This window comes from Haloplanus ruber (assembly GCF_024494725.1).
Classification (GTDB): Archaea; Halobacteriota; Halobacteria; order Halobacteriales; family Haloferacaceae; genus Haloplanus; species Haloplanus ruber.
This window is the reverse complement of the sequence record NZ_JANHDK010000001.1, coordinates 1,324,404-1,340,159: the sequence shown is the minus strand read 5'-3', so window position 1 is coordinate 1,340,159 and position 15,756 is coordinate 1,324,404. Positions and strand designations below refer to the sequence as shown.

The following is a 15,756-nucleotide window of genomic DNA, read 5'->3' as shown; positions in this document are numbered from 1 at the left end:
CACGGTGGGGGCGGCTCGATCACAAGTCTCTATACCGTCGCCGATCCAACCCATATCGGCATGGATCGACGAACGCGCAACTACCTCTCTGGCCGGTTCGGCGACTACTACCGGAGCGCCGATCCGGCGCTCCCGCCCGCCCCGGAGCGGCGGGAGTGGGGACATATCCCCTGGACGAGCGGATCGACCACGATGGTCCGCCACCAGTCGATCTACGACCTCGGTGATGTCGCCGACTTCCTCCAGCGGGAGGCCCCGCGACACGTCTACTTCTCGGCCGCGCGCTACGACGACCCCGGCGCGGGGTCGATGGACGACAAGGGGTGGCAAGGTGCAGACCTCGTGTTCGACCTCGACGCCGATCACCTCCCGGGGGTCGACCCCGAGGCGGTGACGTACGCCGAGATGCTCGCGGCGTGTAAGGACGCACTCTGCCGGCTGCTCGACCTGTTGGAGACCGACTTCGGATTCGAGGACGTAACCGTCGTGTTCTCGGGGGGGCGTGGCTACCACGTCCACGTCCGGGACGACGGCGTCGCCGACCTCGACTCGGCGGCGCGACGCGAGGTGGTCGATTACGTCCGCGCCGTCGACCTCGACGTCGAGGGACTGGTGCGAACGCGGGCCGTGGGCGGGGCGACACGGCGGGAGCTCCGCACCGGTGGCGGCTGGGGGCGACGCACCCACCACCGCCTCCGGTCGTTCGTCACGGACGTGCGGGATCTCCCGGCGGACGAGGCGACGGAGCGACTCACGGCGTTCGACGGCATCGGCGAGGGCCGGGCCGAGACGCTCCTCGACGCCTTCGTCGACAACGAGCGCGCGGTCGAACGGGGCAACGTCGAGGCTGGTGGCCCGGGGGCCAGACGGCTGGTCGAGGCACTCGCTGCGGAGACAGTCGCCGCCGAGACGGCCCCCATCGACGAACCCGTGACGACCGACACCCGCCGCTTGATCCGCTTGCCGGGAACGCTCCACGGCGGCAGCGGCCTCGTGGTCCGGCGCCTCGACCGTGACGAGATCGACGACTTCGACCCGCTGGTCGATGCCGTCCCCGAGCGGTTCACCCGGCGGTCGGTGCGGGTCGCGGTGACCGATCCGGGGACGGTCGAACTCGACGGCGACACGTTTACAGTGGACGCCGGAGAGCAAACGGTACCGGAGTGTGTCGCCGTGTTCCTGATGACACGCGGCCGGGCCCGGAAGGTGAAAGAATGAACGTCGAGGAACTGCGCACGGTCCAGCGCACCGAACGGCAGAAAGACAGCCTCCAGCACCTCCGGGACTCGTTCTATCGGGACGTGGCGGACTACATCGCCGAGCGCAAGGCCGAACGCGAACAGATCGCGGCGGCCGCGGACGACCCCTTCTCTTCGCCGGAGGTCAGCCGTCTCACCGACGAGATCGAAACCGCCGAGGAAGTCGTCGAGAGCATCTACGAGCGCCGAATCGGCAAGATCGTCAAGCGCGCGACCTTCGCCGCCGCCGGCATGGCGACCGAAGACGAGGGACTCACAACCGAGGAACGCGACCTCTTCGACGATCTGGTCGCCCGCATCGAGGCCAACCGCGACACCGTTCTCGACACGCTATCCGGCGAGTCGCCCGCGGACGCCGAGGATGCAGACCCGGACGCCACGGAGGAGTCGACTCCACCCACGGCCTCCGACGACAGGCCGTCGGGGGACGCCGGCGACGCGCCGGCCGACGCCGCAGACCGGTCACCGACATCTCCCGACCCGATCCGCTCCGGCGACGACGGAGCGCCCCCTGATCCGGACGACATCCTCGCGGAGGCGATGGGCGGAGACGACTCGTCGCCAGCGACCGCCAACGGCGGGGACGCCGGGTCGACCGACGCCGATCCGACGTCCTCGCCGCCGGGGCCGGCCCCCGATCCCGACGCGCCCGCCCGCGACGACTCGCCGGCACCCGATGGCGGCGAGACGGGGACCGAGCGGACGACCCTGCGGATCACCAGCGACGTGGGTGCGATATTCGGGGTCGACGAACGGGAGTACGACCTCGCCAGCGAGGACGTGGTGACGCTGCCGACCCCGAACGCCGAGCCACTCTTGGAGCGAGACGCCGCCGAACGACTGGAGTAGTCGTCGCCTCCCGAGGGCTGGCCTCGGTGTCGCTCGCGCCGTCGGTCACTCCGCCGGGAGCGCGATGTGTACGCTGTCACCCCTTCTCGTGTCTCAGTTGTCAAGCTCTGCCTCCGAGCGACCGCGACGCCGCCGCCGCCAGCCCCGGCGCTCCTCGGTCGTGATCTCAGGGTCGGCACGCTCGTCCGGTGGGAGCTTCGCCGGTGGCGTTGCCCCCGTCGCGGTGACGGCTCAGCGCGACGGTGGTCGATTTCGTCCGCGAGGCCCGCTCACCACGTTCCGTGGAAGGTGTCGAACGAGAGGGAATCGAGGGGTTCGTCGCCGACGGCGATGCGGTACTCGCCGGGCGTGAGCATGGGCTTGTGGAACTGTGGGCCGTCGTCGGTCGTAATTCGGGGACAGCCGGTGTTGACGAAGGCGTCCATGTCGAAGTTCCGTAGGCGGTCGGGTGTCACCTCGTCCATCGTGATCAGATAGGCGTTGTCGTTGTCGTTCACGATTTTCTCGGCCATGTCCCAGCGGCCCTGCCCGATCTTGGTACAGAAGATGACGCCCCACTTCTCGGCGTCCATCGCGCGGTGGACGGCGCCGTAGCGCTGTTTCATGAACTTCTCCGTGTCCGCGACCGTGACGACGTTGTTGACGGGGTCGGCGATGACCACCTTCTTGTCCGGATGCTCCATCGCCAGCCCGAGGGGGTGGAACTTCCCGCCGCCGACGTAGAGCACCTGGTCGGCGTCGATATCGGCCGAGGCGTAGTTGCAGCCGAGCACCTGCCCCTCGTGGGTGAGGCGGTCGTCGCCCTTGCGGGTGTGGACGGTGTAGCCCTCCGCCTCCAGCCACTCGCGCATCTCCTCGAAGCGGTTCATATGCTGAGCCGTCGTGACGAGACCGACGTCCTCCTCGGGGAGTTCCTCGCGGGCGTCTTCCATCATCGGGAAGGGGTCGACGTTCGAGAACAGGGGGACGTAGATGATCTTGTCCGACTCCTTCATCGGCGAGTGCCCGAAGTGGACGAACACGTCCGTCCGGCGCATGAGGTAGGTGTCGAGGTCACAGGCGCCGTAACAGGGCTGGCCCGAGAGCATGTAGGTGACGTCGTCGTCGGTGAGTGCTCGGAGGTCGTCGGCGACCGCCGGCCCCCGGCGTTTCAGCCCCTCGGGGAACTGCAGACCGACCTTGGTGGCGTCCCGTTCCTCGACCGCTTCGACGATCCGGTCGAGTTCGTAATCCCACTCCCGGTCGTGCTTGAGCGACAGCCCCGTGTTCCGGAGGTCGCCCTCGGTAGACGCGTCCTGACTCATTACCCGTCGTTGCCGGCGAGGCCGTTTAACGTCCGCGATTGGGGCCGTCCGAGGCCACGCCCGAGTCGCCCGCGTCTCTCGGCGGCGACGGGAGCGGTGACGCCTGTGGCCGTTGCTCGGCCAGCAGGACGGGTGATACGCTTTTACGATGCCGTGCCGTATCGGGCCACGTATGGGGGGGTCACCTACGCCAGCCGACGTCGCTCTCGGGGAGCCGTCGTCAGTTCTCCTCTTGGCTCCGTCCGGGAGTGATTTCGACGAGGGCGCCTGCGTCGACCTCATGACCGCCGACGACGTGTCGGGGGGAAACGTCCTCAGCGTGACCCTCACGCAGCCGCCCGCCGAGCGGATGACCGTCTGGAATCGCCAGACGTCCGAGCAGTCGCCGGCACGGGCGATCATCGTCGACGCGAGTGCGGACCACGGGGAGACGGAGTCGGCGACCGACCCCGAGGACGACCTGTCGTCGACCTTCGCGGTCGATGTCCTCCGCTCGAACGCCGAACCGGTGGACATCGGGATGGCCCTCGCCCGACATCTGGGCGCGTGGGAGTCGACACCCGAGCAGACGCGGATCTGTCTGCACTCCCTGACCACCCTCCTCGACAGCTTCGACCGCGACGCCGTCGTCTCCCTGATATCGGCGCTCAACGACCTCTGTGACGCCACCGGCGCCACCGCACACCACCACCTCGATCCGACCGCTCACGACGACGGCGTCGTGGCGACGGTTCGCCCGCTGTACGACGCGGTGATCGAACACGTCCCCGAGGATGGGTGGACGGTGACCCAAGCGCCGGACGACGCCGAGCGCCCCTCCTTTCGCCGGTCGACGGCGCCGCCGGGCGGGACGGCGGGCACCGACCCCAGTTGCCCCGAGACGATTCCGATGCCGTACTCCTTCGATCAGACCCTGGACCTCATCTCCGTCCCCCGGCGCCGCACGCTGCTCTATCACCTGAAGGACCTGGGTGTCGGGACCGTCCCTATCGACGAACTCGTAGACGCGGTGGTGACTCGCGAACGCGCCATCCCGGCGCGTGAGTCGCCGGACTCCCCCGAATCGGTCCGCGTCTCGCTCGTCCACGCCCACCTCCCCAAACTGGCGGACCTCGGAATCCTCGAACTCGATGCCGAGTCGGCGGCGATCCAGTACCACGGCAATCCCGCGCTGGAGTCGTTTCTCCGGTACATGGAGACGCTCGAACTGGGTTGAGCGGGGCGTCGGTGCTCGCCTTCGCTCGCGGGCAACCGCCCCGGTGGAGCGTCGGCGGATCGGTTGTTCCGGAACGCCCAGCGCGGCCGCTCACGGTGTGTGTTGAATGTTATAAAAGTTTGGCAAGACGAACCAGATTCAACCGCAAAAACGACACACAGTAGCGCCTTTTCTTTTGCCTAATTGATATCAATATTATGGTAAAAGTAAATTACCCCTTTTATTAAGGGGTTAGGGATAAAAAATCTGCCCTGTTGAAACCCTCAGTAGTTGATAGAATTGGCATGCTGAATACAGAGGTTGTGATTAGCACGCTGAACGCATTCGGTTCACGATCTTCTGTGTCCGGATTCGGAATAATGGGTGCCTCCGATAGTCTGTCAGGTTGTTCGAAATCAATTTATGACGATGATCCAATATCTCGCGTATGGATATTCAGCGTCGAACTCTCCTCCAGTTCGGTAGCATCGGCGTTGTCTCCTCACTCGCCGGCTGTAGTTTCATGGGTTCAGCGGAGTATGTCCCCGTAGTCGTCGAAAACAGCCATAACACGAAGCATGCAATCTCGATCGCGGTTATATCCCCACCAGAGGGGAGCGGAGGATACACTTCATATGCGAGCGAGACGTTACAGTTGGATATCGGTGAGAGCGAAACGTACGACGAAACGCTCGCGCTTACCGACTATCCGCCGAACTTACTCGCGATGATGATGCTAGATGACGAAACCACAGGGACGGCCGAGTTCGAACTCAGCGCTGAGTTACAAGAACTCAGATTCCGAATTACCGAGGACGGTCAGATACGAATACTTCCCTCATACGAACAATTCGAGTAGCTCGTCGGTGACCGATATGCGCTGTGTATTCAGCATGGCTACGAAAACCTATCACTAATTGAGGGTTTCAACAAGGACAAAAAAGTAAGAGTTGTTTCACTCGCCGCCCTTGCCTTTCTCACCCCGACTATTCTCATCTTGCTCGCAAACGTCACAGTGGCAGTGCTGATCTTATTGTATTGGACGCGCAACCACGAGCGATCTTTTTAACCAGCCACTTATCGGTATTCTGACTATATTTCGCTCTATTGAGAAGGTATCAATACCGTATCGGAATTAAAATTCTCTGCCAGTACGCCAATAATCGTGCCGAGATCGGTGTATTCTATCGACCTATACGGTCGGTGTTGCCACTCATTGAGTGCCGGTCAAATGGGGTTTTGCGAGGGAAGAGCGCTCCCAGAGCGCCTTCCGCATCTTCCGCGGTGAGTCTCACCGCGTCGGGCGCGAGCCCTTCGATGCGAGGGAAGGGATTTGAACCCTTGGACCTCTACAGGAGCGGATCTTGAGTCCGCCGCCGTTTCCAGGCTTGGCTACCCTCGCACGCACCCGACCGGTAGACGGGGGGTGCGGTTCAACCCACCGATTTCCGGTCGGCGGCCCCGGTCGCCGGACCATCGTCACCGCCTCGAAACGCCCCCGTGGCGGGAAGCGAGGGCTTATGCCGCTCGTAGCCGAAGAGATTCCGTTATGTTCGACGACACCGACCGACGCCGGTTCCTGCAACTCGCCGGGACGGGCACGGCGCTTTCGATAGCCGGCTGTAGTGCGCTCTCGAACCAGGACGGCGATGGCGAGGCCGGCGCCGGCGGTGACGGCGGCACCGAGGCCGAGATGTCGACGGTCACGCTCGGAGTCCAGCCCGACGAGGAGTCGCTGCAGGAACTCCAGTCGGAGATCAGCTCTCGGGTCGAGTCGGGGGAACTCGGCCGGCGAGAGGCCCAACAGGAGTTTCAGACCCGGCGCGCCGAACTGACGGGTGCGGCGGTGGACCGCTTCCGCAACCGCTCGGCGAACATGTCCGTCTCGGTCGACGAGACGATCACCGAGTTCGGCGTCCTTCTCGTCACCGGTGAGCCGGCGGCCCTGCTGGATACGCTCGGCTTCGACGGTGTGAACGGTCTCTTCCCCGCCTCGGTGTTCGAGGAGGCCCGGGCACAGGCTGGCACCGGGACGCCGGCCTCGGGGTCGGGCAACGACACCCAGATGGCGTAGCCGCTCAGGCCCTGCCGGCGACCGATCCCACGTCGGCGACGGCGGCAGCGACCCCCTCGCCCCAGGCTACGAGCGACTCGTCGGCGCCGAACGGCGCGACCACCTGAAGGCCGAGCGGAAGCCCGTCGACCCGACCACAGGGGACGGTCAACGCGGGAACGCCGGCGTGTGTCCACGGGAGGTTCATGATCGGATCACCGGTGTCGTCGATGCCCGCCGGTGCGGGACCCGGGGCGGCCGGCGAGAGGAGGAGGTCGACGCCGGCCTCGTGGAGTCGCTCTCCGACCTGGGCGCGGACCTCGCGGGTGGCCGCGCGAGCGTCGACCAGTTCGTCGACGCCCACCGTCCGTCCCGTTTCGATCAGGTCGGCCGTCGTGTCGGCGAACCGCTCGCCGTGGTCGGCGAACCGCTCCGCGTGGGTGAGTGCCAGTTCGGCGGCGGTCAGTGCGTCGTGACGGTCGTTTATCGCTTCGATGTCGTCGAACACCGACACCCGGCGAACCTCGTAGCCAGCGTCGGCGAGGGCGTCAGCGCCAGCATCGAGGCCGGCCCGACCGGCCGGCGTCGCCTGCTCGAAATACGGCCCCTCGACGACCCCGAGAATCGGCTGCTCGTCGGGGGTCGCCGGCGCCCAGCCGTCACACAGGACCGAGGCGGCACGGGCCGCGCCGGCCACGTCGGCGGTGAAGGTCCCGACGTGATCGACGGTTGGCGAGAACGGCACCACGCCGTCGAGCGGGATCCGGCCGTGGCTGGGTTTGAAGCCGACGATCCCGCAGAATGCGGCCGGTCGGATCACCGAGCCGACGGTCTGGGTGCCGAGCGCGAGCGGGCACATCCCAGCGGCGACGGCGGCGGCCGAGCCACTGGACGACCCGCCGGGCGTGTGCCCGAGGTCACGCGGATTTCGGGTCGGCCCCGGCTCGAAGTAGGCGAACTCGGTCGTGTGGGTCTTGCCGAGGTGGAGCGCGCCGGCGTCGCGGAGTCGCCGCACGGCAGTCGCCTCGGCGTCGGTGATCGCTGCCGCCGGGACTGACGATCCAGCGCGGGTCTGGTAGCCGTCGACGTGGAAGATGTCCTTGACGCCGACGGGAACGCCGAACAGCGGCGGTCTGGTGGCCGACTCGCCGTGTCGTGCCGCGAGCGCCGCGGCCTCCCGGCGCAGCCGGGGTTCCCGTCCGGATTCGGGAACCAGCGCCTGCACGTCGCCCTCGACGGCGTCGATGCGGTCGATACAGTTCTCGATCACGCCGGTTGGCGTACGCTCGCCCGCGCGGAGCGTGACGGCGAGAGGATCCACTGCCTGCGGGTCGGTTGCCATCGGTTCCTCCTCACACGCCCCGTGAATAACACTTCGGCCGTGGGGGCCTCACGGCGACGGGGTCACTGCGTCCCCGGCGCCGCGGTGGCGTCCGTCGTCGCTCCGCTCGGCTCCGGACCCACGACGACCCGGTAGCCGCCCCACAGCAACAACACGACCAGGCCCGCGAGCACCAGCGCCGTCCGTATGGCGGGATCGACGCCAGGGGTGGCGACGATTTCGCCCGCCTCGTTCGTCACGGGAGACGCCCCGTACGGCGCCCCGTCGACGAGTTCTACGATTCCGAGGACGACGACCCCGAGCGTCAGCAGCGTGCCGCTCAGCGCCATCGCCACGTCGTCGATGGTGGTGGTTGGCATGGGTGGTCACCTCCTCAGCCGAGCAGGTATCTGAGCCGCGGGTAGCGCTGGACGAGTTCGGTGCGTTCGATCATCGCGTCCAAGCCGTAATACCGGCCGGCGGCGAGGACGATCAGCGTGACGAACAGCAACAGTCCCAGCAGGTCGCCGTTGACGACGCCGTGGCCGAACTCGGCGTTGCCGACCCAGAAGAACGACATGAACACGGCGCCGCCGATGGACGCGAGTCTGACGGCGACCCCGGCCATCAGCGCCAGGCCGATCAGCGTCTCGGCCACCGGGACGATGGCGGCGACGAACCACGGGATCGAGGTCCCCATCGTCACTGCGACCGGGCCGAGGACGGTCCCGCCCATCTCCGTGAGATAGGTCGGGCCGTACGCGTAGCTCAACCCGGATTCGACGAGTTTCGTCACGCCGGCGTGAAGGAACCACCAGCCGACGGCGATCCGGAGGAACGCGATCCAGAACGCCGTGATCGGACTCGATCCGCCGAACTCGAACGGTTCCTCTATGCGGTTCGACGTGTCGTATGCCATGGTACACACCCCGCATTCGCAGATCGAGCCGCCGAGCCGATATACCGTACAGCCGGTTCCTGCACGCTGGGAATCGGGCTGGTGTAGCGCCGCGCCCCACATTCAGTTCCGAACGTATCTGTAGACAATCCGCTGTTTTCGAAAATTTTCTTCGGGTGCTGACAGAGGAATCGAAACCACAATCGAGGTGAACGAGGCCGGCGTACGAGACGTACGATGTATCGGTCGACCGACGCTTGGCCCGCGAGGTGGGGCGTGTGACGGTCGTCGAATCGTTCGTCGAGGGGGTGGGTCTGGCCGCGGAGATGGGCTGGGAGACGTGGTGGGCGCTCGTCCTCGGATTCACCATCGCCGGCGCGGTAGAGGCGTTCGTGAGCGAAGAGCGGATGTCCGCCGTCCTCGGCGGGAGCGGGTGGCGCGAACTCGCACTGGGGACGGCCTTCGGCGCCGCGTCCTCGTCGTGTTCGTTCGGCGCGGTGGCGACCACGAAGTCGCTGTTCAAGAAGGGTGCGTCACCGGTCGCCAGCCTCGCGGCCTTCCAGTTCGCCTCGACGAATCTCGTGATCGAACTCGGCTTGGTGATGTGGGTGTTGCTCGGCTGGCAGTTCGTCGTCGCCGACTACGTCGCCGGGCTTCTGCTCATCGGCCTCCTCGCCGCGACGTTTGCTGTGCTCGTTCCCGCGGAGTGGTTCGTGGCCGCCCGCGAGCACCTGCGATCCACGGAGGGCGTCCGCGACCCCACCTGCGGGATGACGGTCGATCCGACGGCGGCGGACACCGTCGAACTGGCGACCGAGCGCGGCACCGAATACTTCTGTTCGGCGTCGTGCAAGGCGGCGTACGTCGAGTCACGGCGGCAATCGGACGCGACGTGGCGCGACCGTCTGCTGACCCGCGACGGATGGCGGCTGGCCGCCAAGAACACCCTCGGCGAGTGGGGAATGTTGTGGACAGACATCGTCGCCGGATTCCTGATCGCGGGGTTGATCGCCGCCTTCGTCCCGCGGGCGTGGTGGACGACGCTGTTCGGCGTCGGCGCCGCGGGATCGGTCACTTGGGTCGCCGCGAGCGCCGTCATCGGTGTCGTCGTCGGGGTCGCCACCTTCGTCTGTTCGGTCGGGAACGTCCCGTTCGCACTCATCCTCTGGTCGAACGGCATCGCCTTCGGCGGCGTGATGAGTTTCATCTTCGCCGATCTGATCGTGCCGACCATCGTCGACGCCTACCGACGGTACTACGGCCTCCGGATGGCGGCGGTCCTGTTCGCCGGTGTCTTCGTCGCCGCTGTCGTCTCCGGGGTGGCCATCCACTACCTCTGGTCCGGTCTCGGACTGATCCCGGCGGGCGGCGAGACCGGTGGCACCGCTCCCGGAGGCTACACCACCTCGCTCAACGCCGTCTTCACGCTCCTCTTTCTGTGGCAGGTGTACGTCGGGCGGATCGACCGCGGGGCGGACGACACCGAAGGAGAGATGGCGGACTCCCGCGCCTGAGGGTCACCGACTGCGACTGACCGGAAATTTCACGCGCTCGGGGTGTTCGTTGATCCGGTCGAGGATCGCCCGGGACAGCGTGTTTCGCGTCTGGGTGCCCCGCCGTGGGTGGACCAGATATCGGAGGCGGAGTTCGACCCACGACTCCCGCTGGACGACGTTGACCGTCGGCCGGTCGTTCACGTCGAGTTCGACCGGCGTCTCCTTGAGGCGGTCGCGGTACTCGGCGACGTGGCGCGCCATCTCGTCGCCGATGTGGTCGTCTGCCACCTCGGCCATCAGATCGCTTGCGAACGCTAGATCCGTCTCGTAGGCCACCTGTATCGAGAGTTCGTTCCAGACGTGAGGGACGCCCTTGCCGTAGAAGTTGACGACGTGAGAGGAGAGGACGACGCTGTTGGGAACGGTGACGATCCGGCCCGACGGCTGGTTGCTGGAGACGAGTTCGCCGTCGATCTCCCACACTTCCGTCGTGAAGAAGTCGATGGCCGCCACGTCGCCGCGCGTGTCCTCGATGGCGATCCGGTCGCCGACCTGGTAGGGGCGCTTGGTAACGATGTAGAGCCAGCCGATCAGCGAAAACAGGGGTTGCTGGAGCGCGAAGGTAACGGCGACCCCGACGACCCCGAGCGAGAACAGAACGCTCACCCAATTGCGCGTGACGACACCGAAGACGGCGATCAGTCCGAGGACGCCGAACGCGAGGCGAAGCACGTTGCGGACGTCGTGGCGCCGGCGCTTGCTCGCGGTGCGGGCGAGCAACGCACCGCCGACGAGTCGGTACCCACCGTACGCGCCGAGACAGACGGCGGCCACCGAGAGGGAGAGCAGGATCGGTGGGCCGAGAGCCACCCCGAAGGCCGTCCCGTTGAGGCCGACCCGTCGAACGGTCTCGGCGCCGGCCTGGAGGACAAGAGCGCTGACGAGGGCGGCCCACCCGGCGTGGCGCATACCGGTACCCCACGAGGTATCGGCAAAAAGCCTCGGATCGGACCGGAAGGCAAGACCCACGTGGCCGGCGGTCGACGGCGTCGATATGGTCCGCGTCTCCCTCCCCTCGGCGCTCGTCGCCGTGGGCATCGCCCTCTTGTTGCTCTCGGCGGTCCCCGTCGGCAACGGGGTGGATACCGACTACGTCCACCGGGTCGACCCCGCGGAGAACGGCACGCTCGCCCACGGCATCGCGTACGACGAGCGGGACGTGTTACCCTACGAGGACCTCTCGGCGCCCGCCCAGCGGGCGGTCGCTCGCGGCGCCGCGGACTCGCCGTACGTCGTCGAACACGCGTCGGCGACGGCCCCGGAGTTCCGGTACACCAGCGACCACGTCAGCCTGAACGAGGGACTCTACGCCGTCAGCTACGACGGGACGGTGTACGCGGTCCGCACGGAGCGACGGAGCGAGGCGCTCAATCTGGCGGCGCTGGCCGTCGGCCTCGCGTTCTCTGCGATCCGCCCGCTCGGCCTGTTGTTCATCGCTGCCGGCCTCGCAACCGCCGGATTACGCCGGTATCGGGGCTGAGTCACCGCTCGCCCGGCGCGGTCTCCCGTCGGTGGAGCCACATGGCCGCCAGCGTGGCGACGAGTCCCGCGGCCGTCGCGATACCGAAGGCGATCCGGTAGCCGAAGACGGTGTACACCCGGGCGCCGTTGAGGGTCTCACCCGTCCAGTAGGCGTCGAGAACCCCACCCATGAGAGCGGGAAGGAGTGCGGCGCCGGCGTAGCCGAACCCGTTGACGACCCCCGTGACCGTTCCGGCGACCGACGGAGGGTGGCGCTCCTTGCCCACGGTGAACACCAGCGCTACGCCGCCGTTGGCGATGAGCGCGACGAACAACACGGGGGCGACGACCCGGAACGGCGGGACAACGGCGAGAACGGCGTACGCGACCGTGAACAGTCCTGTCGTGGCGACGACGACTTCCGTCCGGCGACCGAGGCGATCAGAGAGCGCTCCCAGGAGCGGCGATCCGAGGACGAACCCGACGTTGCCGACGAGTACGACCGTCGAAGCGCGAGCGAGGGAGATGTCGTAGCTGTCGACGAGGAAGGGCACCCCCCAGAGGCCGAGGACGGTGAAGTTCACCCCGAGTACACAGAAGAGGATCAGCCCCATCAGCCACGTCTCGCGCTCGGCGACGACGGTTCGGACGTTGGCGACGACGTCGGTGAGGGTGGCGGCGCTGGTGTCGACACCGTGGCCATCGCCGTCGGTCGCCACCCCCGCCTGTGCCGGCGTGTCGCGGACGAACCCCGCGATTGCGAGGGTGAGCACGCCGGTCGTGACCGCCGTCGCGAGAACTGCCGTCCGCCAGCCGACGGCTCCGGTGGCGACGGCGAGTGGCGTCGTCGCGAGGATGCCGCCCAACCCCGCGGCCGCGACGGTGTAGCCGGTCATGGTCGCGTACTGGTCGGCACGGAACCAGTTAGCACAGAAGCGGAGCGTCCCGATATAGAGTACGCTCCCCCCGAGGCCGACGACCGCACGGGCGAGAAACGCACTCGCGAGCGACTCGGAGAGGGCAAACCAGCCGACACCGAGAGAGAGGAGTCCCAGACCGCCGGCCCCGACTCGCCGCGGTCCGTAGCGGTCGACGATCAGCCCCGCCGGGAGCTGGAGGGGGGCGTAGATGTAGAAAAACGAGGCGTGCAGCACGCCGAGCTCGGCGCCCGTCGCGTCGAAGGTCCGCGCGAGCGAGTCTGCGAGGACGGCCGTCGCGGTACGGTGGAAGTTGACGAACAGGAAGCCGGCCGCGAGAAGGGTCCAGAGTGCAGCCCGTCGCCGTCGCATCGAGCGGAACACGCCTCGTCATCGCGGGCGACCCCCAAATAGCGCCCGGTTCCGGGTGGACCTAGTGGAAGGTCCGACTGGTTTCGCCCTTGGAGGCGGCGGCACCATCCTCGGTCGTGAAGCGCTGTTCGATTTCGCGGTAGCGCTCGCGAGTCTCTTCGGTGACGCTCGCGGTCACCTCGTCGAGCGCCTGCTCGAAGTGGTCCATCGTGACGCGGACGTTGCCGATGGAGTCGCCGATTTCGTCGGGCGAGACGCTGTTGATGAACTCCCGGGAGGCGGCCATCGAGGCCTCGCGGCAGACCGCCTCGATGTCGGCGCCGACGTAGTTCTCGGTGCGCCGCGCGAGCCGGTCGAGGTCGACGTCGTCGGCCAGCGGCTTGCTCCGGGTGTGGACCTCGAAGATGGCGCGGCGCGCGCTCTCGTCGGGGACAGGCACGTGGACGTGCCGGTCCAGTCGGCCGGGGCGCAGTAGCGCCGAGTCGATGAGGTCGGGGCGGTTCGAGGTGGCGATCACCACGACGTCCTCTAAGCTCTCCAGCCCGTCGAGCTCCGTCAGGAGCTGTGAGACGACGCGCTCGGAGACGCCGGAGTCGCCGGTGTTCTGGCCGCGTTCGGTGGCGATAGCGTCGATCTCGTCGAAGAAGATGACGGTCGGGGCGTTCTCGCGAGCCTTGCTGAAGATCTCGCGGACGCCCTTCTCGCTTTCCCCGACGTACTTATCGAGCAGTTCGGGCCCTTTCACCGAGATGAAGTTGGACTCGGCCTCGTTGGCGACGGCCTTAGCCAGGAGCGTCTTGCCGGTGCCGGGCGGGCCGTACATGAGAACGCCCTTCGCGGACTGCATGTCCATGGCCTCGAACACCTCGGGGTAGTCGAGGGGCCACTGGATCGTCTCGCGGAGGCGTTCCTTGGTGTCTTCGAGGCCGCCAACGTCGTTCCAGGTGACGTCGGGAACCTCCACGAACACCTCGCGAAGCGCCGACGGCTCGATGCCTTTCAGCGCCTCGCGGAAGTCGTCCTCGTCGACCTCCAGGGATTCGAGGATCTCGGCGTCGATCTCGTCCTCTTCGAGGTCGATCTCCGGGCGGATGCGCCGGAGGGCGTTCATCGCGGCCTCCTTGGCGAGACTCTCGAGGTCGGCGCCGACGTAGCCGTGCGTCGAGTCCGCGAACTCGTCGACGTCGACGTCCTCGGACAGTGGCATGTTGCGGGTGTGAACCTGGAGGATCTCGCGGCGGCCGTCGCGGTCGGGGACGCCGATTTCGATCTCGCGGTCGAAGCGGCCACCCCGACGGAGCGCGGGGTCGATGGCGTCGACGCGGTTGGTCGCACCGATCACGACGACCTCGCCGCGCTCCTCCAGCCCGTCCATCAGCGAGAGGAGTTGGGCCACCACGCGGCGCTCCACGTCACCGCCGGCCTCGCCGCGTTCTGGCGCGATGGAGTCGATCTCGTCGATAAAGACGATCGCGGGCGCGTTCTCCTCGGCCTCCTCGAAGATTTCGCGGAGTTGCTCCTCGCTCTCGCCGTAGTATTTCGACATGATCTCCGGCCCGCTGATGTCGTGGAAGGAGGCGTCGATCTCGTTGGCGACGGCCTTCGCGATCAGCGTCTTGCCGGTGCCGGGCGGGCCGTGCAGGAGCACGCCCTTCGGCGGGTCGATGCCGAGCCGTCGGAATAGCTCGGGGTGGCGCATCGGCAACTCGATCATCTCGCGAACCTGTTCGAGTTCGCGATCCAGGCCGCCGATGTCCTCGTAGGTCACGTCCGGCGTCTCGGGGCTCGCGTCCGCGGCCCCGGTCTCTCGGATCTGCTCGGCGGGCCGTTCGCTGATCTGCACCTCGGTGGAGTCGGTGACGACGACCGTCCCCGAGGGGTCGGTGTCGGCCACCTTCAGCGGGAGGGCCTTGTTCCCGCGGCCGCCCATGAAGCCGAAGCCGAAGGGAACCCGGAGGGTCTGCCCTTTCGTGAGCGGCTTGTCGGTGAGCTTATCGCGGAGATACGGGCCGATATCGCCACGAATCCCGATCTGCTGGGGGAGTGCGACGGTCACGCGCTCGGCCTGGCTCACTTCGGCCTTCTCGACCTCGACGCGGTCGTCGATGCCGACGTTCGCCTGCTGGCGGAGTTGGCCGTCGATCCGGACGACGCCGGTGCCTTGGTCCTCGGGCAGTCCCGGCCAGACACGCGCGATGGCGGTGCCGTCGCTCCCCTCGATGCGGATGTAATCCCCGACATCGAGTCCCATCTCGGCGACGGCCGCGCGGTCGATGGCGGCGAGGCCACGACCGGCGTCCTTCTGCTTCAGTGGCTTGACGATGAGTTTCATCGTTCACCCCGCACCACGAGCACGCCGTTGTTCGTCTCGACGTCCCCGACCGGGCCGGGAACCTCAAACTCCAGTTCGACCTCCTCGTCGACGAGCACGATGGCGGTCCCGTCGATAACGTCGGTGGCCAGCCGGTCGTCCGCCACGTCGACGTCGACCGCGATCATCCACTCGTCCTCGTAGTCGTACCGGCGGACGAACGTCCCGTCCTCACCGGCGTATTGCTGTCTCTCCATGAT

Annotated in this window: 15 protein-coding genes and 1 tRNA gene; 7 read left to right on the top strand and 9 right to left on the bottom strand. The window is 67.1% G+C overall.

The genetic code is table 11. From position 1 onward, the window contains the following. The first annotated feature begins 60 nt into the window (after positions 1-60). Complete coding sequence (priS, locus tag NO878_RS07185; RefSeq protein ID WP_256405277.1) at positions 61-1,218, top strand: DNA primase small subunit PriS; 1,158 nt, start codon at positions 61-63, stop codon at positions 1,216-1,218. After that, a complete protein-coding gene (locus tag NO878_RS07180) occupies positions 1,215-2,108 on the top strand; it encodes a DNA replication complex subunit Gins51 (RefSeq protein WP_256405276.1) in 894 nt (297 codons plus the stop codon). The genes priS and NO878_RS07180 overlap by 4 nt, the downstream gene beginning before the upstream one ends. A 269-nt stretch (positions 2,109-2,377) precedes the next feature. On the opposite strand, the gene dph2 is transcribed toward NO878_RS07180, so the two are convergent. Further along, positions 2,378-3,412 carry a diphthamide biosynthesis enzyme Dph2 gene (gene dph2, locus NO878_RS07175; RefSeq protein ID WP_256405275.1) on the bottom strand — a complete coding sequence of 345 codons (1,035 nt, stop codon included), beginning with the start codon at positions 3,410-3,412 and terminating at the stop codon, positions 2,378-2,380. A 172-nt stretch (positions 3,413-3,584) separates the two neighbouring features. Here dph2 and NO878_RS07170 point away from each other — a divergent pair, with 172 nt between their 5' ends. Together NO878_RS07170 and NO878_RS07165 are read left to right on the top strand one after the other, a co-directional pair. Beyond that, positions 3,585-4,628 (top strand): DUF7504 family protein, encoded by a 1,044-nt coding sequence (locus NO878_RS07170; RefSeq protein ID WP_256405274.1) that lies wholly within the window; start codon positions 3,585-3,587, stop codon positions 4,626-4,628. A 427-nt stretch (positions 4,629-5,055) separates the two neighbouring features. Continuing rightward, positions 5,056-5,466, top strand: coding sequence for a hypothetical protein (locus tag NO878_RS07165; RefSeq protein ID WP_256405273.1), 411 nt, complete (start codon positions 5,056-5,058; stop codon positions 5,464-5,466). Between the two features lie 459 nt (positions 5,467-5,925). Here NO878_RS07165 and NO878_RS07160 read toward each other — a convergent pair. After that, positions 5,926-6,009 (bottom strand) — tRNA-Leu (locus NO878_RS07160). Positions 6,010-6,156: 147 nt separating this feature from the next. On the opposite strand from NO878_RS07160, the gene NO878_RS07155 reads away from it, so the two are divergent. Beyond that, positions 6,157-6,681, top strand: coding sequence for a hypothetical protein (locus NO878_RS07155; protein WP_256405272.1), 525 nt, complete (start codon positions 6,157-6,159; stop codon positions 6,679-6,681). Positions 6,682-6,685: 4 nt separating this feature from the next. On the opposite strand, the gene NO878_RS07150 is transcribed toward NO878_RS07155, so the two are convergent. The 3 genes from NO878_RS07150 to NO878_RS07140 all read right to left on the bottom strand — a co-directional run bounded on the left by NO878_RS07150 (position 6,686) and on the right by NO878_RS07140 (position 8,900). After that, a complete protein-coding gene (locus NO878_RS07150) occupies positions 6,686-8,002 on the bottom strand; it encodes an amidase (protein WP_256405271.1) in 1,317 nt (438 codons plus the stop codon). A 62-nt stretch (positions 8,003-8,064) separates the two neighbouring features. Then, positions 8,065-8,361 (bottom strand): hypothetical protein, encoded by a 297-nt coding sequence (locus NO878_RS07145; protein ID WP_256405270.1) that lies wholly within the window; start codon positions 8,359-8,361, stop codon positions 8,065-8,067. A 14-nt stretch (positions 8,362-8,375) separates the two neighbouring features. After that, positions 8,376-8,900, bottom strand: a complete 525-nt coding sequence (locus NO878_RS07140) for a DoxX family protein (protein WP_256405269.1) — start codon at positions 8,898-8,900, stop codon at positions 8,376-8,378. 257 nt (positions 8,901-9,157) lie between these two features. Between NO878_RS07140 and NO878_RS07135 the strand changes: the two genes are divergently transcribed. After that, positions 9,158-10,393 (top strand): permease, encoded by a 1,236-nt coding sequence (locus tag NO878_RS07135; protein WP_256405268.1) that lies wholly within the window; start codon positions 9,158-9,160, stop codon positions 10,391-10,393. A 3-nt stretch (positions 10,394-10,396) separates the two neighbouring features. Here NO878_RS07135 and NO878_RS07130 read toward each other — a convergent pair whose 3' ends face one another. Beyond that, positions 10,397-11,344: a mechanosensitive ion channel family protein gene (locus NO878_RS07130; RefSeq protein ID WP_256405266.1), complete on the bottom strand. Its 948-nt coding sequence runs from the start codon at positions 11,342-11,344 to the stop codon at positions 10,397-10,399. A gap of 85 nt (positions 11,345-11,429) precedes the next feature. Between NO878_RS07130 and NO878_RS07125 the strand changes: the two genes are divergently transcribed. After that, the gene (locus NO878_RS07125) at positions 11,430-11,915 is read left to right on the top strand and encodes a DUF7979 domain-containing protein (RefSeq protein WP_256405265.1); all 486 of its coding nucleotides are present in this window, start codon (positions 11,430-11,432) and stop codon (positions 11,913-11,915) included. A 1-nt stretch (position 11,916) separates the two neighbouring features. Here NO878_RS07125 and NO878_RS07120 read toward each other — a convergent pair whose 3' ends face one another. The 3 genes from NO878_RS07120 to NO878_RS07110 all read right to left on the bottom strand — a co-directional run bounded on the left by NO878_RS07120 (position 11,917) and on the right by NO878_RS07110 (position 15,753). Beyond that, a complete protein-coding gene (locus NO878_RS07120; RefSeq protein ID WP_256405264.1) occupies positions 11,917-13,185 on the bottom strand; it encodes an MFS transporter in 1,269 nt (422 codons plus the stop codon). 61 nt (positions 13,186-13,246) lie between these two features. Next, positions 13,247-15,517, bottom strand: a complete 2,271-nt coding sequence (locus NO878_RS07115; protein WP_256405263.1) for a CDC48 family AAA ATPase — start codon at positions 15,515-15,517, stop codon at positions 13,247-13,249. Next, positions 15,514-15,753 (bottom strand): DUF7127 family protein, encoded by a 240-nt coding sequence (locus NO878_RS07110; RefSeq protein WP_256405262.1) that lies wholly within the window; start codon positions 15,751-15,753, stop codon positions 15,514-15,516. The genes NO878_RS07115 and NO878_RS07110 overlap by 4 nt, the downstream gene beginning before the upstream one ends. Positions 15,754-15,756: the final 3 nt, after the last annotated feature.

Bases quoted from the DNA above. Each gene is read 5' to 3' on its own strand.
- NO878_RS07120 (WP_256405264.1), bottom strand. From the start codon at position 13,185: ATGCGACGGCGACGGGCTGCACTCTGGACCCTTCTCGCGGCCGGCTTC.
- NO878_RS07165 (WP_256405273.1), top strand. From the start codon at position 5,056: ATGGATATTCAGCGTCGAACTCTCCTCCAGTTCGGTAGCATCGGCGTT.
- NO878_RS07115 (WP_256405263.1), bottom strand. From the start codon at position 15,517: ATGAAACTCATCGTCAAGCCACTGAAGCAGAAGGACGCCGGTCGTGGC.
- NO878_RS07140 (WP_256405269.1), bottom strand. From the start codon at position 8,900: ATGGCATACGACACGTCGAACCGCATAGAGGAACCGTTCGAGTTCGGC.
- priS (WP_256405277.1), top strand. From the start codon at position 61: ATGGATCGACGAACGCGCAACTACCTCTCTGGCCGGTTCGGCGACTAC.
- NO878_RS07155 (WP_256405272.1), top strand. From the start codon at position 6,157: ATGTTCGACGACACCGACCGACGCCGGTTCCTGCAACTCGCCGGGACG.
- NO878_RS07145 (WP_256405270.1), bottom strand. From the start codon at position 8,361: ATGCCAACCACCACCATCGACGACGTGGCGATGGCGCTGAGCGGCACG.
- NO878_RS07125 (WP_256405265.1), top strand. From the start codon at position 11,430: ATGGTCCGCGTCTCCCTCCCCTCGGCGCTCGTCGCCGTGGGCATCGCC.
- NO878_RS07170 (WP_256405274.1), top strand. From the start codon at position 3,585: ATGGGGGGGTCACCTACGCCAGCCGACGTCGCTCTCGGGGAGCCGTCG.
- dph2 (WP_256405275.1), bottom strand. From the start codon at position 3,412: ATGAGTCAGGACGCGTCTACCGAGGGCGACCTCCGGAACACGGGGCTG.
- NO878_RS07150 (WP_256405271.1), bottom strand. From the start codon at position 8,002: ATGGCAACCGACCCGCAGGCAGTGGATCCTCTCGCCGTCACGCTCCGC.
- NO878_RS07110 (WP_256405262.1), bottom strand. From the start codon at position 15,753: ATGGAGAGACAGCAATACGCCGGTGAGGACGGGACGTTCGTCCGCCGG.
- NO878_RS07180 (WP_256405276.1), top strand. From the start codon at position 1,215: ATGAACGTCGAGGAACTGCGCACGGTCCAGCGCACCGAACGGCAGAAA.
- NO878_RS07130 (WP_256405266.1), bottom strand. From the start codon at position 11,344: ATGCGCCACGCCGGGTGGGCCGCCCTCGTCAGCGCTCTTGTCCTCCAG.